The 24,297-nt window shown below is 61.3% G+C and carries 20 protein-coding genes and 4 pseudogenes; 13 read left to right on the top strand and 11 right to left on the bottom strand.

The genetic code is table 11. The features are described 5' to 3' along the window. Positions 1 to 130 (bottom strand): FAD-binding protein (locus tag NKI49_RS26990; RefSeq protein WP_352695834.1); only part of this gene is annotated, 130 nt, incomplete at its 3' end. Between the two features lie 175 nt (positions 131 to 305). Between NKI49_RS26990 and NKI49_RS26985 the strand changes: the two genes are divergently transcribed. Next, complete coding sequence (locus NKI49_RS26985; protein ID WP_352605654.1) at positions 306 to 956, top strand: TetR/AcrR family transcriptional regulator; 651 nt, start codon at positions 306 to 308, stop codon at positions 954 to 956. A gap of 156 nt (positions 957 to 1,112) precedes the next feature. On the opposite strand, the gene NKI49_RS26980 is transcribed toward NKI49_RS26985, so the two are convergent. The 3 genes and pseudogenes from NKI49_RS26980 to NKI49_RS26970 all read right to left on the bottom strand — a co-directional run bounded on the left by NKI49_RS26980 (position 1,113) and on the right by NKI49_RS26970 (position 2,602). Continuing rightward, positions 1,113 to 1,682 carry a hypothetical protein gene (locus NKI49_RS26980; RefSeq protein WP_352605656.1) on the bottom strand — a complete coding sequence of 190 codons (570 nt, stop codon included), beginning with the start codon at positions 1,680 to 1,682 and terminating at the stop codon, positions 1,113 to 1,115. A gap of 209 nt (positions 1,683 to 1,891) precedes the next feature. Further along, a pseudogene (locus tag NKI49_RS26975) lies at positions 1,892 to 2,070 on the bottom strand (aminoglycoside phosphotransferase); the annotation flags it as partial. Positions 2,071 to 2,089: 19 nt separating this feature from the next. Continuing rightward, positions 2,090 to 2,602, bottom strand: a complete 513-nt coding sequence (locus NKI49_RS26970) for a nucleoside/nucleotide kinase family protein (protein WP_352605658.1) — start codon at positions 2,600 to 2,602, stop codon at positions 2,090 to 2,092. 199 nt (positions 2,603 to 2,801) lie between these two features. Here NKI49_RS26970 and NKI49_RS26965 point away from each other — a divergent pair. Further along, positions 2,802 to 3,092 (top strand): annotated as a pseudogene (locus tag NKI49_RS26965) (transposase); the annotation flags it as partial. A 436-nt stretch (positions 3,093 to 3,528) separates the two neighbouring features. Continuing rightward, positions 3,529 to 3,852, top strand: coding sequence for an Imm8 family immunity protein (locus NKI49_RS26960; protein WP_352695832.1), 324 nt, complete (start codon positions 3,529 to 3,531; stop codon positions 3,850 to 3,852). Positions 3,853 to 4,075: 223 nt separating this feature from the next. Here NKI49_RS26960 and NKI49_RS26955 read toward each other — a convergent pair. The 4 genes and pseudogenes from NKI49_RS26955 to NKI49_RS26940 form a co-directional block, all read right to left on the bottom strand. Beyond that, positions 4,076 to 4,309: pseudogene (locus NKI49_RS26955) on the bottom strand (IS5/IS1182 family transposase); the annotation flags it as partial. Positions 4,310 to 4,483: 174 nt separating this feature from the next. Further along, on the bottom strand, positions 4,484 to 5,791 hold the full coding sequence (locus tag NKI49_RS26950; RefSeq protein WP_352605662.1) for an NRAMP family divalent metal transporter: 1,308 nt from the start codon (positions 5,789 to 5,791) through the stop codon (positions 4,484 to 4,486). After that, positions 5,784 to 5,960, bottom strand: coding sequence for a hypothetical protein (locus NKI49_RS26945; protein ID WP_352605664.1), 177 nt, complete (start codon positions 5,958 to 5,960; stop codon positions 5,784 to 5,786). The genes NKI49_RS26950 and NKI49_RS26945 overlap by 8 nt, the downstream gene beginning before the upstream one ends. A 204-nt stretch (positions 5,961 to 6,164) precedes the next feature. Next, positions 6,165 to 8,330 (bottom strand): adenylate/guanylate cyclase domain-containing protein, encoded by a 2,166-nt coding sequence (locus tag NKI49_RS26940; protein WP_352605666.1) that lies wholly within the window; start codon positions 8,328 to 8,330, stop codon positions 6,165 to 6,167. A gap of 444 nt (positions 8,331 to 8,774) precedes the next feature. On the opposite strand from NKI49_RS26940, the gene NKI49_RS26935 reads away from it, so the two are divergent. Further along, positions 8,775 to 9,392 (top strand): tyrosine-type recombinase/integrase, encoded by a 618-nt coding sequence (locus NKI49_RS26935; RefSeq protein WP_352605669.1) that lies wholly within the window; start codon positions 8,775 to 8,777, stop codon positions 9,390 to 9,392. A gap of 25 nt (positions 9,393 to 9,417) precedes the next feature. On the opposite strand, the pseudogene NKI49_RS26930 reads toward NKI49_RS26935, so the two are convergent. Then, positions 9,418 to 9,846: pseudogene (locus tag NKI49_RS26930) on the bottom strand (IS6 family transposase); the annotation flags it as partial. Positions 9,847 to 9,978: 132 nt separating this feature from the next. On the opposite strand from NKI49_RS26930, the gene NKI49_RS26925 reads away from it, so the two are divergent. The 8 genes from NKI49_RS26925 to NKI49_RS26890 all read left to right on the top strand — a co-directional run bounded on the left by NKI49_RS26925 (position 9,979) and on the right by NKI49_RS26890 (position 22,951). After that, positions 9,979 to 11,238, top strand: coding sequence for a metallophosphoesterase family protein (locus NKI49_RS26925; protein WP_352605671.1), 1,260 nt, complete (start codon positions 9,979 to 9,981; stop codon positions 11,236 to 11,238). Then, positions 11,235 to 14,702, top strand: coding sequence for an AAA family ATPase (locus NKI49_RS26920; protein WP_352605673.1), 3,468 nt, complete (start codon positions 11,235 to 11,237; stop codon positions 14,700 to 14,702). The genes NKI49_RS26925 and NKI49_RS26920 overlap by 4 nt, the downstream gene beginning before the upstream one ends. An 897-nt stretch (positions 14,703 to 15,599) precedes the next feature. Continuing rightward, positions 15,600 to 15,899 (top strand): hypothetical protein, encoded by a 300-nt coding sequence (locus NKI49_RS26915; protein WP_352605675.1) that lies wholly within the window; start codon positions 15,600 to 15,602, stop codon positions 15,897 to 15,899. A gap of 36 nt (positions 15,900 to 15,935) precedes the next feature. Next, a complete protein-coding gene (locus tag NKI49_RS26910) occupies positions 15,936 to 19,097 on the top strand; it encodes an ATP-binding protein (RefSeq protein WP_352605677.1) in 3,162 nt (1,053 codons plus the stop codon). A gap of 23 nt (positions 19,098 to 19,120) precedes the next feature. Then, positions 19,121 to 20,275 carry a YcaO-like family protein gene (locus NKI49_RS26905; RefSeq protein ID WP_352605679.1) on the top strand — a complete coding sequence of 385 codons (1,155 nt, stop codon included), beginning with the start codon at positions 19,121 to 19,123 and terminating at the stop codon, positions 20,273 to 20,275. Positions 20,276 to 20,280: 5 nt separating this feature from the next. Beyond that, positions 20,281 to 21,003: a TfuA-like protein gene (locus NKI49_RS26900; protein WP_352605681.1), complete on the top strand. Its 723-nt coding sequence runs from the start codon at positions 20,281 to 20,283 to the stop codon at positions 21,001 to 21,003. A gap of 80 nt (positions 21,004 to 21,083) precedes the next feature. Next, positions 21,084 to 22,265 (top strand): gluzincin family metallopeptidase, encoded by a 1,182-nt coding sequence (locus NKI49_RS26895; RefSeq protein WP_352605750.1) that lies wholly within the window; start codon positions 21,084 to 21,086, stop codon positions 22,263 to 22,265. A 32-nt stretch (positions 22,266 to 22,297) separates the two neighbouring features. Beyond that, positions 22,298 to 22,951 (top strand): hypothetical protein, encoded by a 654-nt coding sequence (locus NKI49_RS26890; protein WP_352605683.1) that lies wholly within the window; start codon positions 22,298 to 22,300, stop codon positions 22,949 to 22,951. A gap of 533 nt (positions 22,952 to 23,484) precedes the next feature. Here NKI49_RS26890 and NKI49_RS26885 read toward each other — a convergent pair. Together NKI49_RS26885 and NKI49_RS26880 are read right to left on the bottom strand one after the other, a co-directional pair. Continuing rightward, positions 23,485 to 23,688 carry a hypothetical protein gene (locus NKI49_RS26885; protein ID WP_352605685.1) on the bottom strand — a complete coding sequence of 68 codons (204 nt, stop codon included), beginning with the start codon at positions 23,686 to 23,688 and terminating at the stop codon, positions 23,485 to 23,487. A gap of 12 nt (positions 23,689 to 23,700) precedes the next feature. Continuing rightward, the gene (locus NKI49_RS26880) at positions 23,701 to 23,904 is read right to left on the bottom strand and encodes a hypothetical protein (protein ID WP_352605687.1); all 204 of its coding nucleotides are present in this window, start codon (positions 23,902 to 23,904) and stop codon (positions 23,701 to 23,703) included. Positions 23,905 to 24,042: 138 nt separating this feature from the next. On the opposite strand from NKI49_RS26880, the gene NKI49_RS26875 reads away from it, so the two are divergent. After that, entirely contained in the window at positions 24,043 to 24,234 is a 192-nt protein-coding gene (locus NKI49_RS26875) for a hypothetical protein (protein ID WP_352605689.1), read from the top strand. Positions 24,235 to 24,297: the final 63 nt, after the last annotated feature.

Below are 24,297 nucleotides of genomic sequence, written 5' to 3'. Positions count from 1 at the left end.
GCGAGTGGCCCGCGAAGCGGTTGCGCGGCAGGCCGGTATCGAGAACGGTGACCTTGCGGCGGGCACGGCCGAGCTGCAGGGCGCCGGCGAGACCGGCAAAGCTCCCGCCGATGATGATGACGTCATCCATGGTGATAGGCTCCGTGTCGTGGATGGAGGGGGGTAGATTTGGTCTGGCGCGAAAGCGGTCCAGGGAAACTCGGTTTGGAAGACAGGGTAGAAATCCAATCTTTGGCTTGCACATTTCAGAAACTGCATGGTATCGTAATGCAAGAATTAGAATACCGTCAAGGACTGGAATTGTCATGGGCGAAAATAGTCAGGCCCGGCGCGGCCGGCCCGCCAACCAGGCGCTTGGCCAAACGATAGTCGACGCCGCGGGCGAACTCTTTGTGGAATTGGGTTTTCAAGCGACGACATTGGACAAGGTCGCCCAGCGGGCGAAGATATCCAAGCTCAGCATCTATCGGCACTTCGAGAACAAGGAGGCGCTGTTCAGCGCGGCCATCGCGGCCGGCTGCCATCAGTTGTTTGCACCACAGGCCCTTCTTGAAGGCGTCGACGGTTCGGCCGAAGATCAGCTCATGGCGGTGGGATCATCCCTGCTTCGCACGCTGTTGAGATCAGACGTCCGCAGTGTCGAAGCCATGGTCATGGCCGACAAGACGAATCAAAAGTCGTTAAGCAAACTCCATTACGAAGCCGGCCCCGCCCATGTCATCGCCCAAATCGAGGCCCTGTTGCGTCAGTTGCATGCGAAGGCGGTTCTGAACGTGCCCGATCCTCTCCGGTCCGCCCGCTTGTTTGCCGCGCTTTTCAAAGGATCCGATCTCCTGATTATCGCATGCTTCGATGAGGCGAGAGCAGAGGACGACAACGAAATCGAATCCTATTGCCGGTCGGCCGTCGCCATGTTCATCGCCGGGCACGGTGGCAACGACCACGCGGCAGGATAAGATCGACATCATCGGTAGCTCTCACCCCTTCGAGAACGATGGGGTCAGTAATGTAGAGCGCGGTCGTGCAGCCGCCGACGAAGACCAGGCGCGCGCGCACTCCTCGCCGAGTGCCTCGGCGACGGCCTTCAACAATCTTCAACGGACCCCGGACTGTCATCCCAGCCTGTGTACGAGCAGGTCGGCGGCGAGCTTGCTTTCGCGTTGATTGCCGACGCGGATCGCGTCGATGAGGGCCAGATAGGCGTAGAGCCGCCTGTCTTTCTCGCAGGCCTCCGGCACGCTTTTGAACAGCGGGTCGACCGACTGACCCATTTGTTTTGCATGCGCGTAGGGCCAAACGCAGATGAGATTGCCAGCGCTGTGCAGGGATTCACGTAGCACAGGGGCCGCGAACGCCGTCGGCAACCCGCGCTGCATGGCTCCTGGTTTCGCCGGAAAGACGAATTTCACACCGTGGACGATGAACTCGCGCAGATGGCGCCGGCTCGGTTTAGGCCGGTCTGTCTTCCTGTCCTTGATCGCAAGGCCCGCCGCAATGCTGCGCTTGAGCGAAGCGCCGATCTCCGTTTTGCTGATTCCGAGGGCTGCCTCGAGGCCGCGCACAGAATAAGCATCCTCGCCCGCGGCTAGCCCGAGCGGCGTAGATTCGTCACCGATATCCTTTGCGCTGTCCTCCAAGCTCGCCAGCTTGAGCAGAACGACAATATCCTGCCTCTTCATCATGTCCTCTGTCCTCGGACAGAGGACAGCTAATCATCATACACACTGAGTGTCAACGATCACAAACGGGTTGTTCTCGGCGGTGAGTCGACGGTTTCCACAGCAACCGCTCGGCATGCCGCTAGCAACCGCAGTCCTCGAGCCTCGTCCTCAGTCCCGGGACGGTGGACAAGCGCGGGATCGATCCCGCGCACCACACCGGTTAATGCTCCGAGGTGCTGGAGGAGCCCGGTCTCCCAAGCCAGATCAGCATCGCTCCGCGTGCCAAGGCGGGCTGCTGCAAACCGCCGACCGACTTGCACGCTCCAAACATCATTGGCGACTCCGCCAGTGAGCCGCTCCAGCCGGCTGGCGTCTTTCCCCCAAATAATTCGAGTGCTTCCCATCGCATTCGCGACACTTTCAAGGCTTCAGGTCAGTTGGGCAATGATACCGTCGACGACACTCGGGACGGTGCCGGCCGTGTCGACATTGATCCCGGCGGGAAGGTATTCGCGGGTCCCATGGTAGCGGAGTACCAACGCACGCTCGTCTGGCTCGAAACCCGGCTCATTTGGCCGTCCATCCAGACGTTGGTTCAGCGTCTCGACATCTATATCGAGCAGGAAAACCTTGTCGAATAGGTGCAGGAACTTATGGAAGTTGCGGGAGCCGCCGCAGAAGAAGGTGACTGGGTGGGTGGTGTCGGCGACCAAGGATCGGACTTTGTCGACAGGCCAAATCCAGTGCGCGTAACTCCAGGCGAAGCGGTCCGCGACGCCTTCAGGTGGTCCGGCCAGTGCCTGGCCTGTCTCGGGGTCGCCGACATAGGCCAAGACCCGGTCACCATGGATGACGTGGTAGCCGCGCCGTTCCAGTTCGGTAGCGACAGACGTTTTTCCAGTGCCGGAACCGCCCTCGATCAGATAGTTCTTGATGCCCATGGGCGCCGTTTACCACGGCTTTCAATTCGGCGAGAAGAGACTCTATGTGCGGACGGTTCACCCAACGAATTCGCCTAATCAAAGGCAGCTTTCAGGACTTTGCGGATTTGCTGTGAAGGTCCGAAATGGGGTCGTTTGCCGACCGGCGGCTTTCATGTTGCGGCGGAATCTGATTCAGGTCCGCATGAGCTGATATGACCTGACCGACTTCGAGTGTCGCCTGATCGAGCCGCTTCTCCCCAACAAACCGCGTGGCGTGGCGCGCATGGTTGACCGTCGCGTGTTGAACGGCATCTTCTGGCTGCCGCGATCCGGTGCGCCATGGCGCGATCTGCCAGAGCGCTACGGTCCGCGCACGACCACCTACAATCGCTTCGTGCGCGGGCGAAAGGCCCGCGTGTGGAGCGGCATGATGGATTCCACGGCGGCAGCATACGACGGCAACATTCAAATGGTCGACAGCACATCAATCCGGGCGCACCAACAGGCTGGCCTCCCAATTCGTCAATGCTCGTCTTCCTCGATATGGCCACCCCGCGTCTGGGGCAGACAGGCGTCTAACAGCGCGGCCGGGCGAGGAACAGAGACAAATGCGCGCGGACCTGCTTACCCTGCGGGAGCCCTAGGTCAAAACTCAATCAACTGGCTGCCGCCAATGGCCGAGATGGGTGGAAGCAGTCGTCTAACAGCTAGTTCATGGTATTTCCATCCCGGAAGATAGCTGCGCCGCGCTGGGCTGCCGCTGAATGCTGGTGATTGATGTCGAATATCTGCTCCGAGTCCCAACTACGGTTGCGCAGCGTCGATGCGCGGAATCTTGGCGAAAGAACAAGAAAACCTGGCTCAATTCCTGAAAGTCTCATCAGAGAAGGCTACACCGAAGCTGAAATTCGCTCTGGTATCAGGGTGGTAACGCCAGAGGAGGGCTGGAGCACTGGACGCCTGCGAATCCAAAGAGCGTCGCTTTGGCGCTCAACCTGTCGATAGGGTGGGACAATGGGGTTGGGGCTGACAATTTTACCGTCTATATCATCACGAACGCATTCAGAGATCGGATCAATATAGACCCTCATCCGGTAATTAGCGTCGAGGATTTTAACTGGCCTGATCTGCTCAAAAGCATTCTAAATATCCTTACAAAATGTGAAGGGAATTCATGGAAGGAAAGTGTTCGCGAATTGTGCAAGCGATTTGAGTGGGAATATTCTGGTATGGCGGAATATGAATCTTGGCTTCGATCAGATGGTTAAGGCCTAGACGGAAAGGCCAGGGTAAATAGTGATCTCGGTCTTGCCCAGGCTGGGTTTGAGACGGTCAGGTACCCTGCGGCGGTAACGCCAGCTCCCGCTCGCCATCTCTTGCGCGTATCGCAAAATAATTCCCATGCGGCTCCTCCGTGTACAGCTCTGTGTACAGAAGGGGCCCGCAGCCTACTGGCATCGTTGATTTACTTGGCAAATTGCCAAGGGATTGGTGCCCAGAAGAGGACTCGACCGCCGAGCGGCGGTACGGCGTTTCTGGCCGCTGCTTGTGGCTTTGCGGTGCGTTGTGGCCGCGATAGCCGGCGTCGGCGAGGATGCGGCCGATCTCGTTGCCGATGGTCTCTTCCACATCGGGGATGACACTCACCAGTGTGTGACGGTCATAGGGATTGCCGGGCAGTGCTTTTGTATGCAGAGCGAATTGGCCGCCCTTGGAGCGCCTCAACTTGCGGATAGTTCACGGCCGACTCTTCAAGCTGAAGCATTTTCCGTCGCGTTGCCACTCGCGATGACAAGTTGGCCGACAACCCTTGGCCGTTGAGAAGAGCCCGCATTCGTCGAGCTTTGTTTCGAAGCGAGATCGTCCCGACTGCCAACGGCGGAAGCTGATCGATGGCTGTCACATGAACCAACTGATGAGCATCCCGAACATGCACATCGCCATGGCGATCGTGGAGGCCCAGCCCAGCCAGCGCAACCACCCCTTGATGGTGAAGTCGCCCATGACCTTCGGCTGCGCCGTCATGACCATCATAACCGTCATGACCGGAACGGCGACGACACCGTTGATAACAGCTGTCCAGTACAGCGCTTTGATAGGATCAATTGGACTGAACGTGATCGCTGCTCCGAGCCCCGTCGCTGCGGCAAGAGTGCTGTAAAACGCCACAGCTTCCTTAGGTCTGCGCGACAATCCCACCGGCCATCGTCTCGCTTCGCCAATGGCGTAAGCCGCCGCGCCGGCCAGGATCGGCACCGCTAGCAACCCAGTACCGACGATGCCGAAAGCGAAGATGGCAAAGGCAAAATCGCCGGCAATCGGCCGCAACGCTTCGGCCGCTTGAGCGGATGTCTCGACGTCGGTGGTGCCGGCTTTATGCAAGGTCGCCGCGGTCGCGAAGATGATCGCCAACGCGATGATATTGGAGAATGCCATGCCTATGAGAGTGTCGCCGCGAATTCGCGAGAACGCGTCGAGCGCCTGACGTGGAGCCCTCAACAACGATTTTCTGTGATGTTTTGCGTGGACCTCTTCAGCCTCCTGTGACGCCTGCCAGAAGAAGAGATAGGGCGAAATCGTCGTGCCGAAGATCGCGAGAAGTGTGGTGAAGAACTCGCTGCTCCAGATGATTCTGGGAACCAGCACGCCACCGAGTGCTTCGCCCCAGGGAACTCGCACGGCGAATACGACCGCGACATACGAGAACAGGCTCAATGTCATCCACTTCAGGATGAGCGCATAGCGATCGTAGTTCACGAAAACGATTCCGACCACGCAAACCGCTGCGAACAGCACGACGTAGAGCACCGCCGGCCCGCCAATCAAAAGCTTCGTCGCATCCGCCATGGCGCTGAGGTCCGCGCCGATGTTGATGGTGTTTGCGATGAACAGAAGAGTTACGATGGATTGCAGAAGCCAATTTGGATAGTGGCGGCACAGATTGCCTGCGATGCCATGTCCGGTCGTCCTTCCGACGCGCGCACTGATTTCCTGAATTGCGACCATCAGAGGATAGGTCAGCAGCATCGTCCATCCGATGCCAAACCCGAGTTGCGCCCCCGCCTGACTATAGGTGCTGATCCCGGATGGATCATCGTCGGACGCGCCCGTGATGAGGCCCGGCCCGAGTCTGCCCAGAATCTTCTTCGCCGCGGGAGCGGCAGAGGAACTCGGCTGGTCTTTCCTGGCGGCCGTCAGTTCATCCATCGTGACCGATCCACAGAGCAAAACCAGCGGCGCCGATGGCCGCCAACACCTGCCCGACGACGATCAAGGGAACCGTACGGCCAAAGTGCCTCTGAAGCAGACGTGACACGACGGTGGCGCCTAAAGAGATCGCCAAAAGAACACCTGCCGTCTGCGTCCTGCGGAACATGACGTTGTCCGGCTGAGAGTGCATCCATAACTTCTTAGAAGGATTAAGGTTCCTGGATGTGCTTATCCCACTGGGAAGGCACAACTTTCGTTGCCCACAACCGCTCGCGAAGATCCTTGGAAAGAGGTCGGGTCATCAGATGCTGGCCTCAATCCCCTTCGATTCCGCCAACCGCTCTAACACTGCTGGCAGGTCCGGGTGGTCTTATTTGGCGGTCGAAAACTCAAAACGATCGAAACGGAAGACTGCCGTATACTCATTGGGTCGCTCCGGCGTCCCGGCAGGATTGCGGAAGATCGCGCCGCAGGTTGTCTGATCTTTCGGAATGGCGTCGCACAGGAAGTTCTGCTGCACCCAACTGGTTCCTTTATCTATCCATGCGCCTCCCCCGCGCAGGTCACGACCGAGGATGAGCGACCTGATCTCCGAACCGGTAAGCCGGTCCTTCGCATCCCGATCGACCTCTTCCGGTAACTCCGGCAAACCGGCCTTGTCCAGGCCGTCCAGCAGACGCCCGACGTCAGCCGGGTTCTTGAACACAAAATACCTTTGCGTGACCAACTGATTTGCCCCTCCATCCTTTCGTTCCAACATGACGTTCCTTAGCCTGTCACTATAGGCCGCGACCTGGTCACTGCGCCCGAGATGTGCGTAGGCCGAAACCAACACCTGCAGGCCATAGAATTTCGGCCATGGATCAGGCGATTGGAGATCGATCCTTTCGAGGTAGTCGACAGCTTCCTCGAAACGACCCTGGCCAAATGCAGCCAGCCCAGCCTGGTAGTGCCGATGGTCATTGTCGCCTGGGTCGACACGGTTGGCCGCGACGAGATAGTCGCGCGCCTCGTTCGGCCTGCCATTGAAATTCAGGGCCTCTGCCAGCCCGACGTAGTTCAGGGGATCGCTCGGGTCGAGCGCCACTGCCTTGAACATAACCGCGACTGCCTCGTCGGACCGATGCTCGCGAACCAGCAAACTGGCGACGAGCTGATAGTAGGACGGCGAAGGATGCTTGGCCGCCTCGCCCAGGTACTTGTAGGCGTTATACAGCGCACCGATGTCCGAAACGGTTAATGCTTTGATCCGCGGCCCGTCCATGTCCCAATAGGCCCACGCGAGCGAGGCTGCCGCTGCGCCGAAATCCGGATCGAGTTCCAGCGCCTGCTGGAAAAACCTCACCGCCTGCGCAAACTCGTCTGGAGTATTGCGACGATTGTAGATTTCCATGCCCTGGAGGTAAGCTTCGTAGGCTGCAGGATTGCGCGTGCCGCCCGCGACATCTGCCTTGCCTTGGACGCTCACGAGACGGAGCTTGAGCGCGCCTGCGATGCTGACTACGACCTTGTCCTGCAGCGCAAATACATCCCTCCACTGGCCGTCGAAACGTTCTGCCCAGAGATGACCGGTGGTCGAGCCGTCGATCAATTGCGCGTTGATACGCATGTCGTCGCCGACCCGGCGTATCGAGCCCTCCAGAATGTACCGGACACCAAGCGCTGCGGCGACCTCAGCGGGTTTGGTCTCCTTGTGCTTGTAGGTGGAAGCCGCATTTCGCGATACGACGAACAGGCCGGGCACGCGTGCAAGTTCTGTGGTCAGGTCCTCGGTAAAACCGTCAGCCAGATAACCTTGCGCCTTGTCGTCGCTGAGATTGTCAAACGGAAGCACGACGAGGGATGGCCGGGTGTCGGCTTTCGTATTGGCTGTCAGAGCGGCGGGCCGAAGCGGTGGCTCCCACGGCCGCCACCACGCTGCTGCAAGGCCGACTGCGACGACAAGGACCCCAATAGAGACGGCCAGATTACGCCTGAAACGTGGGTGTCGATTGACAGCTATGGACTTTGCCGCCACCGCGGGATCGAGCAGCACCCGATACGCCTGCACCGGTTCGGCGATGTTCTTCAGCTTCTGTTGGCCCATCGGCTCAAAGCCGAAAGACAATTTCTTCTCAACCTCTTTTGCGACCTTTGCCGAGACACAGATGCCGCCAGGTTCCGCTAATTGTTGGAGTCTGGCAGCGACGTTGACGCCCTCGCCATATCGGTCCTCGCCCTCCACAATCACCTCGCCGAGATTGATCCCGATCCTGACGCGAATCCGATGATCCTCGGAAACGGCGGCGTTGCATTCCGCCAGGGTGTGCTGCAACGACACGGCACATTCGACCGCGTCCACGACGCTGCCGAATTCGGCCAGCAGTCCATCGCCCATCAGCTTGAAGATGCGGCCGTGCTGGCGGGCAATCTCAGGCTCAAACAGTTCCTTGCGTCGAGCACGAAGGCGCTCGAACGTGCCGGCCTCATCGCGTTCCATCTGAGCGGAATAGCCCACAACATCGGCGGCGAGAATGGCGGAAAGCTTACGGTCCATCGATCTGGCCTGTCCTCCGTGGAGTATAGACCTGGTCTCATCTAAATGAAACGACCGACCTCTCCAGCGTCCGTCGCCGGTGTCTCGAGATCATCCTCAAAGCTATGGGATGCATAAGCTCTTCTCAAGTACCGTAGTGAGGGGATACGCGGTTGCGAATGGTCCCTCGGTGGCCTGGTGTCCGCTGCGGCGACATTTAGTTCGAAGGGGATCAGTGGCAGTGTTGAAAGCGGAGAGAACGGTCTCCCGCTACCACCCTCAAAGTCCAAACAATTCTCCGGTCCCCTCACGGCGGCCTGAAGCCCAGGGTCTGAAGTGACAATACCCCGACCGGGGTTGGGCCGGAGAACGAACCTGCTGCGCGGGATGGGCGCTCGCGGTCAGATAGAGATCACGAACCGGATGTCGTGCTCGCGCTGAGCGTCGTTCGGCTGGAGTAGCATGGTGGACTTCTTGAACAAGGAGCCTGACCATGCACCATCCTATTCTCGATGCACAGATCAGCCCGCTGAGCCAGCGGCTGATCGACGACATGAAGATCCCCGCGATATCGGACGCCTGGCGACATTTCCTCGGGCGTTCAACAAACACAGCGACCGCCGACGACCTACGTCGGTTCCAGATCGTCCAGCAGGAAGACGGCGTTCCCGTGCCCACGATGAACAGCATCGTGTCGGCGCTACGCTCTTCTTCACCCAAACGCTCGACCGCCCGGACCTGGCGCGCCGGCTCGTCCGGCTGTCGCATCCGCGCAACCTGCCCGTGGTGCTCAGTCGCGACGAGGTCGCCCGGCTGCTCAACGCCACCACCTGCCTTAAGCACCAGGCCGCGATCTCGGTTGCCTATGGCGCGGGCCTGCGCGTCGCCGAGGTGTCGATGCTGAAGATCGCAGATGTTGACAGCGAACGCATGCTGCTGCGCGTCGTACGTGGCAAAGGCGGCGATATCGCAACGCCATGCTCTCGGAGGACCTGCTCACTCTCCTTCGGCAATGGTGGAGGGTCGGGGCGGCAGCAGGGATGCATCGCGACGGCTGGTTGTTTCCCGGGCAGCACGCGATGAAGCCGATCAGCACGCGGCAGCTCTATCGCATAGTCATCGAGGCGGCGCAGGCCGCCGACTCGCCAAGCGGGTGGCGCCGCACACGCTGCGCTTCCCTGAAGAAGCGCTTAGCCGACAGGAGGTCACGATGCTCGCTGAACCAGAATGCCGACCATCTCGCCGACACTGTGGATAGCGCGGCAGAGAGATACATCCATCACCGCGAACCTTGATGTAGGTTTCGTCGACATGCCAGTTGCCGGTGACGGCACGCTTGCGGCGGTTGAAGCGCTCCAGCAACCGCGGTGCGAAATGAATGACCCAGCGATGGATCGTCGAATGATGGACGCCGATGCCGCGTTCGGCCATCATTTCTTTCAAGTCGCGCAGGCTCAGATTATAGGCTAGATATCAGCGCATAAAAGATGACGGACTGGTCGAACTGACGTCCTTTCCTTTCCGAAAATTGATGCAGGGTTCCTCCCGCGCGACCAGTTACCAAAACTTTGCAACACAGCCGACTGTGCTCAGCCACCACCGCGTGTCGCGAAATCCACCTATCGAACCGCGATCGAACACCCTCTATGTTCTTGGGTGGAGACCCTCAATGGCATTTCGATTCGTACATACGGCCGATATTCATCTCGACTCGCCGCTGCGTTCACTGGCGCTGCGAAACCGCGAGCTTGCCGAGCTCGTCGGTGACGCCAGCCGCCAGGCATTCGTCTCTATTGTCGATCTGTGCCTGGCAGAGCATGTCGATGCGCTTGTCATTGCCGGCGATCTCTACGACGGCGACCAGACGTCGATGAAGACGGCGCGGTTCCTGGCGGCGCAGATGATGCGCCTGCACCAGGCCGGCATCAGGGTTTTCAAGATCCGTGGCAATCATGACGCCCTGTCGCGGATATCGAAACAGCTGGTGTTTCCGGACACGGTCACGATCTTCGGCGGCCGTGCCCAGTCGGTGCTCCAGACAGCCGGTGGGCTGGACGTCATGTTCCATGGCTTGAGCTTCGCCAGCCCCAAGGCGCCGGACAGCCTGCTGCCAAAATATCCGGCCGCACGCGAAGGGGCGGCCAATGTCGGCATCATGCACACCAGTCTGGCCGGATCGCCGGGTCATGATGTCTACGCCCCCTGCAGCGTCGTCGACCTGCACGGCCATGGTTTTGATTACTGGGCGCTCGGGCACATCCATGTCCGCCAGGTCCATCCTGGAGCAAACACGGTGGTGATGCCGGGCATCCCGCAGGGCAGGGACATCAACGAGGCCGGCGAGAAATCCGTTACCCTAGTGACGATACAAGACGACCGCTCCGTCGAGATCGAGGAAAGGCTGACCAGCGTCGCGCAATTCGAGCGGGCGCGCGTCGATCTGACCGGGACGGCGGAATGGTCCGACGTCGTCGGACGCTTCCGCTCCGCGCTCGAAGAAATCCGGGCCTCCGTCAGGTCGCGCCACGCCGTGGTGCGCCTTGCCCTGACCGGAGCGTCGCCTGTGTCGTGGGCGCTGATCCGCGACCGGGACCTGCTGTTGGCCGAAGCAGAGCAGGCTGCGGAACAGGTGGGCGACACATGGGTGGAAAAACTCGAGCTTGACCTTGCTGCGCCGAGGACGGAAGCAGCTGAGGGCGCCGCGGACCCGATCCTTGAACTCGCTCAATCCATGCGCGCCGACGCCGGCTCGGAAGCTTTTCGTGCCGAGGCGAGGGCGCTTGTCCAGAAGATGATCGCGGACCTTCCCGCCGATGGGCGAGACTTTGCCGGAAGAGACGAAGCTGGGCTGAACCTGTTCCTCGACAGGGTGCTTGCCAGCGGTGCCGACCTGGTCACAGCCCGCCTCAAGGCAGGCGGTGCGCCATGAGGCTCCGGCGTCTTGACCTCATCCGCTACGGAAAATTCACCGAACGGATGATCGACTTCGGGCCCAAGCCAGAGTCAGGACCCGACCTGCACATCGTGTTCGGCCTGAACGAGGCCGGCAAGTCGACAGCGCTTTCCGGCTACCTGGACCTTCTGTTCGGCATCGAGGAGCGCAGCCGCTACAATTTCCTGCACGAATACGGCGCCATGCGTATCGGCGGGGTGCTCGAATTCGACGGGGCGGAGCACACGTTCACGCGCACGAAACAGCGCAGCAACTCGCTCTTGAACGCTATGGGCCAACCGGTGAGCGAGGTGGCTGTAACCGCCCATCTCGCCGGCCTGTCCCGAGACGCCTACGCGACCATGTTCTCGCTGGACGACGAGACGCTGGAAGCGGGCGGCAAGTCGATCCTGGAGTCGCGTGGCGACCTGGGCAAGCTGCTGTTCACCGCCAGCGCCGGTCTTGGGCATGCGAGTGACACGTTGAGCGCGCTCGAGGCCGAGGCGGACGCGCTCTATCGCAAGCAGGCGCACGGAACCGAGCTTGCGTTGCTCAAGAAGCGTCTGGCCGACCTCAAGTCGCGCCGGGATCAGATCGATACCTTGGCCTCGACCTACGAAGGCCTTGAAGCCGAACGCCTGGACGCGGCGGAAAAATACGACCGCAATATCACCGAACGTTCGGTCCTGTCTGCCAGGCTGGATGCCATTGCCAGGTACCTCCGTGCAGGCCCGGTCCTCGCGGATATCCGGCGCAAGGCAACCCGGCTGGCCGAGCTGCCGGACACGGCCTCACCGCCACGGACCTGGACGGGCAGCGTCGCCGGACTGATCGATGACGACGCCAGCCTGAGAACACGGTCGGCCGGCAACATCGACGAGGTCGAGCGCTTGACGACGAAAATCGCCTCCGTCGATGTAGACGAAGTGATCCTTGCGATTTCCGAGCGCGTTCGTGGTCTGGCGCAAGGCAAACTGCGCTATGGCTCGGCAGGCCTTGACCTGCCCAATCGCAGGACGGACTTGCAAATCCTCAACAACACCGTGGCAAGCTGCCTTGCCGCGTTGGGACGATCTTCAGAGCCTGATCCCGCCGTGCTGCTTTTGCCTGCAGTCACTGTCGGCGTTGTCCGCACCATGGTTGACCAGCGATCCGGGATAGCGACCGGCCTGCGCGTTGCCCGCGACGAAGCCGCAGCGGCGCTTGATGCGCTCCAGACGGCACGCGAGCGGGTCGGCGAGGAAAGGGCGGTGCCCGAGCCGGCCAGGGCAAGGCTGGGCGCGGCCTTGTCGAAGGCGAGGGCGAGCGGGCACCTCGGCGAGATCAAGGCGGCACGCGAGGCGGACGATGCGGGCGCGGTGCGATGGAAGGCCGCACTCGGCCACTTGCACCCATGGTCTGGCGACGCAGCGGCGTTGAGCAGGATTTCCGTTCCGAGCGCCGGGCAGATCAGCGCCTGGAAGGCGCTGTCGACCGAACTAGGCAGGAAGAGAGCCATACTGTCCGAACGCCTTGCCGAGTACGAGGGCAATCAAGAGTTGCTCGCGGCGCGTCTCGGCGCGCTTCGCGAATCGGTCGATGTCGTCGACGATGAGGCGGCGGCCGCGATCCGGCGATCGCGAGATGAGGCCTGGGAACGCCATCGCGGTGTGCTTACCGGCGAAACCGCTGATGATTTCGCCGCGACGTTGGCGCGCGACGACAGTGCCGGCGCCGGCCGACTGGCCAACGCGTCGGAGCTTGCCGAAATCCGCGCTACGACGCGCGAGCTCGCCGAAGCCTCGGCCGACATCACACGGCTGCGCGAGCAATATGCACAAGTCGACATGGATGTGGACGTCGCCCTGTCGGACCTGCGCGCGGCAGCATGGGATCCGCTTGGGGAATGTCGGGAATTGTCGCTGGAGCGCCTGATCGAACGCATCGAGGACCGCATTTCTGGCCGCGCCGATGCGCTTGCAGCCTGGGAGGAGATCGAGCTTGCCCGCAAGAAGGCCGGGCGGGCGGCCGATACGGGGGAGCGAATACGACTGGAGGTGAGCGGAGCGCTGGAGAGCGTCGGCATCGGCGTGGACCCCGGCGACAGCCTGGAGACGATCATGGCCGGCGCGGAGCTGTTCCTCGACCGGCAGCGCAAGGTGGACGCCCAGCATGCCGAGGCGCTCAAGACAGTGGGCGCCAAGGAGGAAGAGCTGGCCACCAGGCGACGAGCCGTGGACGTGGCGGAGCGGCGCGAGGAAGAATGGTTGGCTGGCATTGCCGAAGCGCTCAAGGGGACCTGGCTCGAGAACGGGCTTTCGGCATCCGGCGTCGGCATGATCCTCGACCAATTGGCTGAGCTGTCCAGAAACCTCCAGGAGCGCGACGCCATGCAGCTCCGCATCGAGAAGATGCAGACCGACAGGGACAACTTTATTGTCGAGCTCACCGCCGTTGCCGCCGAGGCGGACGAGTCGGCGGACGGTGAACCGGAACAGTTGGCGGTCCGGCTTGCCGAGCGCCTGGAGCGTGCCGATCGTACGCGCGAGATGAGGGCGAACCTCGTGAACGATCTGCAGCGCCTGCGGGATGCCCGCGAGGTTCTCGATGCTGAGATGTCGGCACATGAGCGTCGCAGGAACGACGTCCTGGGTGTCTTCGGTGTTGCTACCTTGTCCGACGTCGTGGAACGCGACGAGCTGCTGCGCGACAGGGATCGCCTGCGCACTGCGGTCGCCGAACTCGAGGAGCAGGTGGCGGCCGAGCTCGCGGTGGACGGGTTCGAAAAAGCGCGTTCTATCCTGGATGCTCTCGATTTCGCCAGCCTGGCGATCGAGAAGGCTGATGGCGAGCAGCGGTTGCGCGATCTTGACGAAGCGATACAGCAACAGCTGATCCGACAGACGCGCGCTGCAGACAAGCTGGACGCCATTGGCGGCGACAGTGCTGTTGCCCGCATCGACGCCGAAAGGCGCACCGTCCTTCTGGACATTGAGGAAAAGGCCGTCCGCTACATCGAGCTGAAACTGGGTGTGATGTCGGCCAGCAATGCCCTGCGCGTCTACCGCGAGCGTCATCGCTCCGGCATGATGGCACGGGCATCCGACGCATTCGCATTGATGACGCGCGGCCAGTACTCGGGGCTGACAACCCAACCGGTGAAGGGTGGGGAAGTGCTCATCGCGTTGCAGCGCGAGGGACAGTCGAAGGTCGCCGATGCGCTGTCAAAGGGCGCTCGCTTCCAGCTCTACCTGGCGCTGAGGCTTGCCGGATACTATGAATTCGCGCAGTTCCGGCCCTCCGTACCGTTTGTTGCGGATGACATCATGGAAACCTTCGACCATGTGCGCTCGGAGGAGGTTTTCAGGTTGTTTGGCGAGATGGCAAGTGCTGGTCAGGTGATCTATCTCACGCATCACCGGCACCTGTGCGAGATCGCCAGGACGGTTGTGCCGGGCGTCGCGATCCACGAGCTTGGATAGATCCGCAGGGAACTGGCTGCGCCGGGATGAGCGGCGCAGCCATTCCAACCCGCCATGCCTCGCCGGCATGCCTCAGCGAATTGCCGACGAAGCCATTTTGCGCGCGGTTGATGACGGCTTCGCTGGGAGGGTCGCATTCCTGGCCGATCTCGTGCGCTTTCCTTCCAGCGTGGCGAGGAGCACGCCGCGCCTTCACCAAGCCGGGATTGAGGTCTCTCGCCGCAGGAGGCAAGTGAGATGGGTATGGCGTGAGCGCGGAAGGTGGCCCGAAGCACGGCACTGGCCTTCTCCGGAAATCCCTTGCTAGTAGCGGCGCCACGTCCCGCCGATCAATTTGAGACGGCAAGTGAGAGCGGCAACCCGCCCAAAAGGAAAGTCGGCGGCCCATCTTTCGATGAGCATTGCCTGAACCCGCCGACCTGCGGATTGCCAGTGGCCCCGCGATTCGCAGCTTTGCCGGAACGGAGGCGTGCCGTCTAGCAATGTAGGCGTGTAACGTTTCAAGGATGGAAATTTTCAGGACTTCTGCGTCAAACCTCTCGGCCATCGCTCACGCAATCTGTGCTGCCTATGAAGGTGCGCAGCACAGGGTGATCTAAGTTGCAGGGTTGGCGCTGCAGGCATCATGTCCCTCGGCCAGGAAACAGGCGCCAGCGCTCAACAACGCAGCCGGGACGGGTTTCCGGATTCATTCCCGCCATCGACGATTTGCTCACCGGCCTCGCCGGTCCGCGGTGCACTCCTCAGAGTCCAACTTTCGCTCCGCCGCGCCGAAGATCACAGAACACGAGTGGTGAAAGCCCTGACGCTTGGTACCCGATGCGTAGGGCAGCTCAGTGTGGAAAATGTCCGCATCCGGCTAGAGTCGCTCCTCGAAAAGCGCGATCAGCCGAGAAGATGCCCTGGTTCGAGCGCGACGCCCGCATGTGGCAAACCGTGTTTCCGAACATGGCCAATTGGCTGCCGAACGATGAGGCCGATCAATTGCGCTTTGAGTTTGCCCAGGAAATGGAGCCGCTAAGACACGCTGCTTATCTTTTGCCAGAGCGCCTCAGCAAAAAAGCCCGCCCCCGGCAGGCCTCGTTCGTCCGCCAGCGCCTGGTGCTCAGAGACTCGTCGCCGAAATGCACCGGCACCGGCTCCTCCCCGCCCCGGTCACCGATTAAGTGTTTTGTGAACAGCATCGCACTTTGCTAACATTGCCGTCACTGCGCTCGGCGAGGAAATCGCAGCATGTCGGAGAAGGGTCCGGTCGCGTTGCCGGTGGCGTCCGTGGCAACAGGTTTTCTGGGCGGCAACGGCAACAGTGCGTCTGAAGCCCGGCATGAGCGGCGGATCCTGACCGCGCTCTGCTACGATCTTGTCGGATCGACCGACCTTCTTGCCATCTTGGATATCGAAGAATTCGAGGAACTGATATCAGCCTTCCAGCGGGCGGCGAGACAGGCGGTCGCGTCGTGCTCGGGTGCCGTCAGGGTCGAGGTCGGCGATGGCGGTGTTGCCCTGTTTCCTGCCGAAATAGACGCCAAGGACGCGGCATCGCTGGCGATCCGGGCCGGGCTCGAAATCATCGACGCCTGCAGGCGCGTCGGTTCGGACAAAGGCTGCGCCGATTTGCATGTCCGGGTCGGGGTCGCGACATCGATGACCCTGATCCAAAAGGGTGATGCCGACACCGCTCATGACAATGTCACCGGCCCTGCCTTCGCGATGGCGACGCGGCTCCAGGCCCTCGCGCAGCCGGATACGGTGGTGGTCTCTGACGAGACGCGCAATCTGGCGCGACGGTCGCATGTGTTCAGCTTCCGGGGCATCCATGCGATCAAGGGGTTTGCCGAGCCGGAGCGGATCTGGCATGCGCTGAGCCACAAGCGCGAGGTCGACCGCTTCTTCGCCTTCGGGCGGCTGAGCAGTCCGCTCGTCGATCGCGAGGCCGAGCTAGGCACGATCGCCGAAGCATGGGACAGCGCCGTTGCAGGAAACGGCGGCGTAGTGGTGATCGAAGGCGAGGCCGGGATCGGCAAGTCGCGCATTCTTCACGAAGTGCGCCGGCGCACGCGTCACCAGCGCGCGAAACTGCTGCTCTTCCAGTGCACGCCCGGCGGCTTGCGCTCGACGCTGCATCCGCTGCTGCAGAACGTGCGGAGCGATCTCGCCAACAACGAAGGACAGCTGAGCGCTGGCGCCGTGGCGGAAGTATTCCGCGATCATGACGTTCGCGATCCCGAAATCATCGACATCTTCTCCTTCCTGCTCGGCGCTGCGGGAGCCGATCCGGCGCTCAAGGAGATCGATGCGGGGGCGATGCGCGAGAAAGCCAATTGGGCGGTTCGCCACTCGCTCGAAGCCCTGTGCGCCAGTGGACCGATCGTCCTGTTGGTCGAGGACATCCATTGGATCGACCTGACGTCGAGACAATTGTTGGCTGAGCTTGCACAGTCGGCCCGTCACTTCCGGGCGCTTGTCATCGCAACCACACGCCCTGGATCCGGGAGCTGGCTGGCAGCATCGAATCCAAGGTATATCGCGCTAAAGCCCCTCAACCGCGAGCAAACGCGGCTGGCGATCGCGGCCATGTGGCCGCAAGGCAAGCCGTCCACTTCCCCGGAATTGCTCGACGTGGTGGAACGCGTGACGGGAGGCGTCCCGCTGTTCATCGAAGAAATCTGCCAGTGGATGACTGAGAACGCGGTCTCGGCGACGGATCGGCTGGCACAGACCGCGACGCGCAGTCATGCCTCGATGTTCGAAAGCGTGCTCGAGGCCAGGCTCGAAACGCTGGGGCCGGCACGGGAGGTCGCGCGCGCTGCGGCCGTCGTGGGCAATCGTTTCAATCAGGAATTGCTTCGCGCGCTGTTGCCGGAGCTCGACGATGATGTCATCGCAAACGCACTGAATTCGCTGAGCGAGGCCGGGTTCCTGATCCGCGTGCGGCCTTCAGGCGTTCCCGTCTACGGCGTGCGCCATGCGCTTATCCAGGAGACGATCTACAACGCAACGCTGCGCAAGAGACGGCAGGCCTTGCACCGGCGGCTGTTTGCCGCGGTGAGCCGCAACCGAAACCTGGCCGGGTGGCTGGGGACTGCCGAGGTCGCCGAGCACGCCGAGCGCGCAGGCCTTCTGGAGGACGCGATCGGTCAGTTTGTGATCGCAGGCACGGAAAGCTCGTCCCGCTCGGCAATGGCGGAAGCAAGGCAGATACTCGAACATGCGTTGGAGCTCTGCGAGCGGGTTGCCGCGACCGAAATGCGAGACGCGCTGCGGCTATCGGCAATGGTCGTGCTCGGTCCCATCCTGACCGCTGTCGAGGGGCCGAACTCGGCGCCCGCCCGCAAATTATACGAGGACGGCGTGGTGATCGCCCGGCGGCGGCCGGTAGCCGAACGGGCCAAGTGGTTCCCGATCTACTGGGGCTGGTGGTTTACCGATACCGTCATGGACGGCGAGCGCGCCGAAGTCGTGCTCAGCGATCTCAGGGATGTCGAGGACGCCGAAGTGCAACTCCAGGCCAGGCATTGCGTGTGGGCAATCGACTTCAATCTTGGCCGCCACGACCGCTGCATCGCGGCCGTCGACGTCGGGCTTTCGCTCTATGAGCACGGCCGGGGCAAAGCGAATGCTGCGTTGTTCGGCGGGCATGACGCGAGGGTCTGCGGGCTCGCTCACCGCGCCTTGTCGTTGTGGTTCGTCGGAAAGCCGGCAAGCGCGATCCATTCGATGTCGGAAGCCAGGAGCTGGGCGCACGAAACCGGACATGCCGGCAGCATCGCGCATGCCTACCTCAACGAGGCGATGCTGCATTGCTATCGCCGCGATTTTTCGGCGCTGCGAAGCGTGATAGCGGATCTGCGCCACTTGACGGAGCGCCATCATATGCCTGCCCTCGCTGCCGCCGCACAAATCTTCGAAGGCTGGTGCGACGGCAACGCCGGCCAGGTCGAGAGCGGCAGGGAAAAAATGCGGCGAGGTCTTGGCCTCCATGGCGAGTTCCAGACACCTGAGGACGAACCGGTCTATTGCAGCATGCTGGCAGAGCTTTTGACACGAACTGCCGAGGTTGATGAGGCGCTCGCGCTGCTGGGCTCGGCTGCGGCGCAGGCCGAGGCCGGCGGCAGCCGCTTCTGGCTCGCAGAGCTCTACCGACGAAGGGCGGAGCTACTTCTTCTCCAGGGCTACCCCAAGGCGGACGTGATCGCTGCCCTCGAAAAGAGCATCGCCATAGCCGCGGAGCAAAGCGCGGTGCCTTTTCTCCTCAGTGCATACGAGATCCTTCAATCATCAGGCCTGGCACCTGAACTGTCGTGGCGCTTTCGCGACCGGGTCGAACGTGCGAAATCCGTTCTCGAGCCGGGCGCCGCGCTGATCGTCAATCCCGAACCGGCCGTCCGGCACTAGCCGGCCCTGCAAGAGCGTCCGCGATGGTGGAGCGATATGAACGCCTGGGTCCGCCGCCCGACGAGGCGCTGGCGCGACTGATAAAGATGCGCAAAGCCCTGGGCATCACGCGGATCGCCGACCTTACCGGGCTCGACCAGCTCGGCATCCCCGTCGTGCAGGTGACAAGGCCTTTCTCGCTCTCCAACGTGGTCGCGCAAGGCAAGGGCGCCACCCTGGCGCAAGCCGCCATATCGGCCATGCTGGAATCGGCCGAGACCTTCTTTGCAGAGCAGGTGGCGAATTTCGACACAGTCGTCGGCTGCGCCGATCAATTGGGCATCCCGCCCGATCGTTTCGAAAGCCATCTCCAGCACGGCACCGCGCCCGGATGGCGGGGCAGGGAGACGGCGTGGGTAGCCGCCGACAATCTTCTCACCGGCAGCCGTGACCTGGTCCCGTTCGAGCTCGTGCATACCGCCTATGTACTGCCGTCACTTCCCCATGACGGCATTTTCGCGGCATCCACGAGCGGTCTGGCCGCAGGCTTCGAGGAGCGGGATGCCAGCGTTCATGGCATGTTTGAATGCATCGAACGCGACGCGATCGCCACGGCATACCGGACCCACGGTTTTTTTCACCGTCAACGCATCGATCCCGAGACGATCGATGATCCGTCGCTGCGCGATCTCTTGGAGACTTTGGCGGCCAACAACGTGCTGGTCGGCCTTTGGCAAGCTCTGTCGCCGTTGGGCATACCGGTGGTTTGGTGCCATCTGCTGGAAGACGAACCGACGGAAACGGTCCTTCTGGATCATCCGGCTGATGGTTCGGCTGCCGGTTTCAGTCCCGCCGGCGCGGCGGCTAACGCCATCTACGAAGCGGCCCAGGCCCGTCTGGCGGCGATCTCGGGCGCGCGCGATGACCTGACGCGCGCGTTCTATCCGAAATACCCCGATCGGCAGATGATAGCAGCGCATCGCCGGCTCCTCCGCGACGGCCCGCGCAGCGTGGATTTCCGTGCGCTCCCCGAGCAGAAGTTCAACACGGCGACGGACGGGCTGTCGGTCCTCCTGGCAATTCTCGAAGAGAGAGGATTCGATGCGGTTCACCTGGTCCGGGTGATAACGAACCCGCTCGACGACCTGTCGGTTGTCAGGATCGTCATCCCCGCCTTGCAGCCGTTCTTGCAGGGATAGAGACCATGCGCCCGAAACTCGTCTTCACCGGCCCCACCCTGTCACATCCCGACGCGTTGAAGGTCGTTGATGCGGTCTGCCTTCCCCCGGCCGTGCAAGGCTCGATCGTTTCGGCCGTACAGCGTTTCGACCCGAGTGCGATCCTTGTCATCGACGGCGGTTTTCAGGCCGAGCCCGCGGTTCGGCACAAGGAAATCCTGTGGGCCCTCAGCCGCGGCATTCATGTCGTCGGCGCGGCCAGCATGGGTGCCCTTCGAGCAGCCGAGCTGTTCCCCCATATGCAGGGCGTCGGGTTTATCTACCGATGGTATCGCCGCTTCGCCTTTGCACCCGACGACGCAGTAGCGGTATTGCATGGACCGGCTGAGGTGAATTTCACCCCATTGACGCATGCGATGATTGACCTGCGCCGGACACTTCGCGCTGCTTGCCGGCGCGGCATGATTTCACCTCAACAGCAGGCGAAGCTCGAGGGTGCGGCACAGGCCGTCAACTTTCGCGAGCGCACCCTCGCACGCATGGTCCGGGATGCGCACGACGGCAAGGACGACGTCGAGAAATTGTGCAGGGAGCTCGGCGCGGCTTTCGTCCAGCAAAAAAAGCAAGATGCCCTGCGGGCACTCGAACTTTTGCGGGAGCAAGCATTTGAAAATGCGCAGCCCATGCCGGAATTACAGCTAACGTCGGCCTTCTCCAAGGATATGGATGATACGGGGCTGGCGCTGTAGGACCTGACCTCTTGGCGGCCCACGATTTACGCAACGTAAGCGCCGTGATAGCGTGGTTAGCGTTAGAGGGGAGCAAGCAATTGGACGCGGTCGATCGTGTCGTTGCGCAAGATGCGTTGCTGGGAACGCGGTTCCTGGTCTACCCGCAGGTTCCTCACCTTTCGGGTTACGGAACACCCGAAACAGTATGGATTTCTACTCCACCCGAGCTGATCCGCTCCGGCCCGGAAGATCACCGCATCTACGTTCGCGATCCGCTCCTCGACAAGGAGCCTTACGACTACCCTTATCTGCCGCCGTTTGTCGGCGAAATCTTTCCGCCTGCGGAGGCTGGCTTTGACGGCCATTTCGATCAGCTTTCCCTGACCTCGCGGCAGTTCCTTTCTGCGCACGCTTTCGCCTCGGTCAGCCGCGTGCTGGACATCTGGGAAAGCTACCTCGGCAAGCCGATTGTCTGGTACTTCGCCGAGACGTACGAGCGGCTCGAAATCATCCCCTTCGTCGACTGGGAGAATGCGCAATCGGGCTATGGCTATCTGGAACTCGGCCGCGAGCGCGGCATCGACGGACGCGACTATCCGTATGCACTCAACTTCGATGTGATCGCACATGAGGTCGGCCACGCCATCTTGTTTTCGCTGTTCGGGACACCAGCCGGCGGCCTGACCCAAGGCGATTTCGGACCGTTCCACGAGGCCAGCTCGGATCTGGTCTCGCTTTTGTCCTTCCTGAATTTCGACAGCGGCATGGACCGGTTGCTACGGCACTGCGATGGCAACCTGCTTGTTCTCAATGAATTGAACCGGATTGCCGAGCTGACCGGCGATCGGCAGATCCGCCTCGCCAGCAATGCACGCCGCATGTCGGAGGTGACGGCGGAAATCCATGACAGGTCACGGCCGTTCACGGGGGCCGTGTTCGACACGATCGTCGACGTCTACCACGCGGCACTGGTGCACAAGGGGTTGGCCGACGAGCGGCTGCTGGGGATTGATATCAAGGATGTCGACGAGTCCGACATGCAGCGCATCTCGGATTTCACGTCCCGCGCCTTTCGCGCTCGGCCCTTGATGTTCAAGAGCATGCTGATCAGAGCAAGGGACGAGGTGGCTCTCGCCCTTGCGCAGGCGTGGCCCCGCCTCGATGCGGATGACCTGTCGTTCGAAAAGGCCGCGGTGATGGTGGTGGACGCCAGCGATCGGGTCGCGCCAATGCTCGCGGAAAAATTCGACGAGAACTTCAGCTGGCGGGAGATCTTGTGAGCTGAACGATGTACCAAAAAGGAGCAAGGAAAATGGGCGACGATTATCACAGGCCAACCTACACTACGCGCGATCCCCACAGTGCATTCAATGCGACGCAAGTACGCTTGTATGGCATACCGGGCTTGCCGCGATTGAAAACGACAAATGATATAGCAGAGGTAAATACTGCAATCATAAATAATCAATTTGCTCTTGTTGGCGCGAGGATCGGAATTGATCCCCCTACAGGCGATGACGCGATGACATTTCTGAAAAATCTATTTGCCAACAATGCAACCAATAGTTCCTACGTTTTTGTCAATTCGATCATCGCCAACTACATGGTCATGATCGGCGCAATCGACGTCATGCCATCAGAGCCCAAGACGGAATTCACCTCCGGGGTGATATTCGGTTACGCATATGAAGGACACACGTATGATTTGCCGAAACCCAAGATCATGCTGATTCCAGCAGCTCCGGAACCAAAGATTCCCGACGATGACTCCGGGTATGACGAGAAGCAGCTAGAGGGCTATGCGGTCTGGATCGTGGACAAGCTCAACCAATGCGTCGAATTCGAAATGAACCAGGGGTTCGTTGAGCAGATCGTCCTCGAAGCGAACCTTCCAGGCAAGCGCTCACCGACGATGTACGCATCCAAGATGACCATGGGACACCGTGGCGGAAAGCTGAACGACTAGAGCATTCTGTGATGTGACGGCACCGTGAGGAATGCGAGGTCGTGGGTCAGTTTGAAATTTTAAATGTGCGAAAGCGCCTATCCGGTTTGCCCGCATAAGCGAAAACGCCATGCTTAGCGGAAAGCAAGGGGCAGCCATCTGCGACAACACGGCCGACGGCCAAGATCATCAGCGCCCTCCCAGGCCTCGCCAAACGCATGTGGAGGGAACGGGATATGGTGCAGCCGAACAACCCGCCGCATGTGGTGCCGCTGCGGAGGCGAGCATGATCGCCAGGGCAGCAGTCGCCTGTTCCCATAGGGAACACCCGCATTCGGACCAGCGTCCGACACCGGCCGATCGCTCCGCCGGCATCGACAGGACCCTCGGCCACCTCGCCGAGGCCGTGGAGCAAATGCCCGACTCGCTTATTGGCAGAGCACGAAGCCGAACACGGCGCCCTCGGCATCCATAGACGCGGTGGCCGCAGTGCTCGAACGCCAGTGGTGGAAGCGCTGGCCGCAAGATCGAGACGAGTGATGCGGGCTTGGCTTTCACATGCCGAGCGTCTCAGTGCTTCCGGAAGGGTGAACAGCCTCGGCAAACAATTCCGCCGCCGCCTGGACCTTTTCTGCCGCATCGTCGACCCTATCGAGGCGCTTCAGCACCCGATCGTGCAGCATCGACAACTTCGCGGAACGATAGAGCACGCTACGCAGGTGTCCGTTCGAGTTCAACGGTTCAAACAGCATTGCCATGGCGGCAAATCCTCAGTGTATGGGGATGATCTTCGCGAGGCGTCTTCTGGCCGCTTTCGCACTCGCCTGCTCGGCCCGAATGCGGCTGCAAAGGGCAAGACTGACGGCGAGCCCGATGTTGTCGTCGAGCAGCATCTTCGCCTGCTTGAGAGAGCGTTCCGCCCGCTTCACCCGTTGCCTGGCGATCGCTTGTTCCAAAACCAGGAGCTCAACCATTTTTCCGCATCCTTTGCCTCTGCGATCCCTTCCATTAGAAAACCGTCACGTATCGGTTTAGTTCCGGTTACTGCGGGGGCGCATGACGGACCCGCTCGACATCCTCGCCGATCATCTGCAAGGGCTCGCCGATCAGGTATGGCCGACAAAGGCCAGTATGCCGGCGGCGCTTTCGTCACCTTCAAGGCCGACAAGCGTAAGCGTCTGTGGGACCGCGTGCAGGGCAAGGCCGGTGGGCCAGTGCCAGTATGCCTCAAGAGCGACAAGGCCGAATGGCTGAAGCCTGGTCTTGTCCGGCGGATTCGAGGGCCCGCTCGATCGCTGACATAGCATCTGCAGAGGCGGCAGGCTTTCCTGAGCCCTTCTGCACGCTTCACCGTCATCGTCGATACG

The sequence above is a fragment of the Mesorhizobium sp. M0587 genome (genome assembly GCF_040320945.1).
GTDB lineage: Bacteria > Pseudomonadota > Alphaproteobacteria > Rhizobiales > Rhizobiaceae > Mesorhizobium.
Note: the sequence above shows the minus strand (reverse complement) of the source record. Positions and strands in the feature narration are given on the sequence as shown.

Excerpts from the sequence above, each read along its gene's own strand:
- NKI49_RS26985 (WP_352605654.1), top strand. The coding sequence starts at position 306 with ATGGGCGAAAATAGTCAGGCCCGGCGCGGCCGGCCCGCCAACCAGGCG.
- NKI49_RS26980 (WP_352605656.1), bottom strand. The coding sequence starts at position 1,682 with ATGATGAAGAGGCAGGATATTGTCGTTCTGCTCAAGCTGGCGAGCTTG.
- NKI49_RS26970 (WP_352605658.1), bottom strand. The coding sequence starts at position 2,602 with ATGGGCATCAAGAACTATCTGATCGAGGGCGGTTCCGGCACTGGAAAA.
- NKI49_RS26950 (WP_352605662.1), bottom strand. The coding sequence starts at position 5,791 with ATGGATGAACTGACGGCCGCCAGGAAAGACCAGCCGAGTTCCTCTGCC.
- NKI49_RS26945 (WP_352605664.1), bottom strand. The coding sequence starts at position 5,960 with ATGTTCCGCAGGACGCAGACGGCAGGTGTTCTTTTGGCGATCTCTTTA.
- NKI49_RS26940 (WP_352605666.1), bottom strand. The coding sequence starts at position 8,330 with ATGGACCGTAAGCTTTCCGCCATTCTCGCCGCCGATGTTGTGGGCTAT.
- NKI49_RS26925 (WP_352605671.1), top strand. The coding sequence starts at position 9,979 with ATGGCATTTCGATTCGTACATACGGCCGATATTCATCTCGACTCGCCG.
- NKI49_RS26920 (WP_352605673.1), top strand. The coding sequence starts at position 11,235 with ATGAGGCTCCGGCGTCTTGACCTCATCCGCTACGGAAAATTCACCGAA.
- NKI49_RS26915 (WP_352605675.1), top strand. The coding sequence starts at position 15,600 with ATGCCCTGGTTCGAGCGCGACGCCCGCATGTGGCAAACCGTGTTTCCG.
- NKI49_RS26910 (WP_352605677.1), top strand. The coding sequence starts at position 15,936 with ATGTCGGAGAAGGGTCCGGTCGCGTTGCCGGTGGCGTCCGTGGCAACA.
- NKI49_RS26905 (WP_352605679.1), top strand. The coding sequence starts at position 19,121 with ATGGTGGAGCGATATGAACGCCTGGGTCCGCCGCCCGACGAGGCGCTG.
- NKI49_RS26900 (WP_352605681.1), top strand. The coding sequence starts at position 20,281 with ATGCGCCCGAAACTCGTCTTCACCGGCCCCACCCTGTCACATCCCGAC.
- NKI49_RS26890 (WP_352605683.1), top strand. The coding sequence starts at position 22,298 with ATGGGCGACGATTATCACAGGCCAACCTACACTACGCGCGATCCCCAC.
- NKI49_RS26885 (WP_352605685.1), bottom strand. The coding sequence starts at position 23,688 with ATGGCAATGCTGTTTGAACCGTTGAACTCGAACGGACACCTGCGTAGC.
- NKI49_RS26880 (WP_352605687.1), bottom strand. The coding sequence starts at position 23,904 with ATGGTTGAGCTCCTGGTTTTGGAACAAGCGATCGCCAGGCAACGGGTG.
- NKI49_RS26875 (WP_352605689.1), top strand. The coding sequence starts at position 24,043 with ATGGCCGACAAAGGCCAGTATGCCGGCGGCGCTTTCGTCACCTTCAAG.